At 70.0% G+C, this 1,392-nt stretch carries 1 protein-coding gene; it reads right to left on the reverse strand.

The genetic code is table 11. The annotated features are described in order from the left end of the window. Positions 1-115 precede the first annotated feature (115 nt). Positions 116-1,324, reverse strand: coding sequence for an IS701 family transposase (locus tag EAO76_RS16295; RefSeq protein WP_187438653.1), 1,209 nt, complete (start codon positions 1,322-1,324; stop codon positions 116-118). Between the last annotated feature and the right edge of the window lie 68 nt (positions 1,325-1,392).

Consider the following 1,392-nt stretch of genomic DNA (forward strand, 5'->3'; position numbering starts at 1 on the left):
CTAGTAGTGCTTGGTCAGATCGGGATGGGTTCTGGCGTGTTGCGGTGACAGGTGGGGCAGGCGCCGGTCCAGACTGCGAGGAGTAACTGCAGTTCGCGGGTGACCTGATAGAGGCTCAGGCCGGCGCCGTTCCTTTTGGGGACCGTGTCAGCCGCTGGAGGGTGCAGAAGGCGTGCGCGACGGAGACGAGGGTGACGTGGTGGTGCCAGCCTGGCCAGGTGCGGCCCTCGAAGTGGGCCAGGCCGAGGGCCTGCTTCATCTCGCGGTAGTCGTGCTCGATGCGCCAGCGCAGCTTCGCGGTGCGCACGAGAGTGGCCAGCGGGGTGTCGGCAGGCAGGTTGGAAAGCCAGAACTGCACGGGCTCGGGCTGGTTGGCAGGCCATTCGGCCAGCAGCCAGCGCGCGGGCAGTTCCGGGCCGTCGGTGGCCTTGCGGATCTCCCGTCCGGCGGGCCGCATGCGCAGGGCCACGAAGCGGGAGTACATGCGCTTCAACCCGCTGCGGCCGCTGCCGGGCCGGGAGCCTTCCCGCCACTGCACCGGCCGGGCGGCCCGCCTGCCAGCCGCGATGACCAGCTTCTTCACTGCCTGAGCCGACTCGGGGTAGGCGGGCTGGGGCCTCGGGCCACGACCGCCGTAGGGCGGGGTGTGTGGCTGTGCCTGTTCCGGCTGGGCGGTGGTCGTGGTGGAGATGCCGACCACGTAGGTGAGCCCGCGCTCTTCCAGGCCCAGCCGGAAGGCGGCTGTATCGCCGTAGCCGCCGTCGGCGACGACGAGGGGGATGTCGATGCCCCACGACCGCGTGTCGTCGATCATGTCCAGGGCCAGCTGCCACTTCTCGACATGACCGACCTCGGTCGGGATACCGCACGTGCTCCGGCGTGCCACCTTGAGTGGATCGGCCTTCGGCGAGGCGGGATCCCAGCTTTCGGGCAGGAACAGCCGCCAGTCGACAGCCGCCGAGGCCCCGTCGGCGGCCAGGTGCAGCGACACCCCGGCCTGGCAGTTGGTGACCTTGCCCGCAGTGCCGGTGTACTGCCGGGTCACGCACGCCGACGCGTCCCCGTCCTTGAGGAAGCCGGTGTCATCGATGAGCAGCGCGGTCGGTTTGATCACCTGCTGCATCCGCCAGGCAAGGCGGGCGCGTACGTGTGCCGCGTCCCACGGGCTGGTGGTGATGAAGTGGGCCAGGGCCTGCCGGTTGCCGTCCTCACCCAGACGGGCGGCCATCGGCTCCACCGACTTGCGCCGCCCGTCCAGCAGCAGTCCTCGCAGATAGACGGCGCCCCACCGGCGTTGATCCGCCCGCGCGAACGGCTCGAACATCTCCGCCGCGAAGTCCTCCAGATCACACCGGACCGCAGCCAACTCCTCACCCAGCACAGCCAGTCAAC

It is taken from the genome of Streptomyces sp. sk2.1 (assembly GCF_008120935.1).
Lineage (GTDB): Bacteria > Actinomycetota > Actinomycetes > Streptomycetales > Streptomycetaceae > Streptomyces.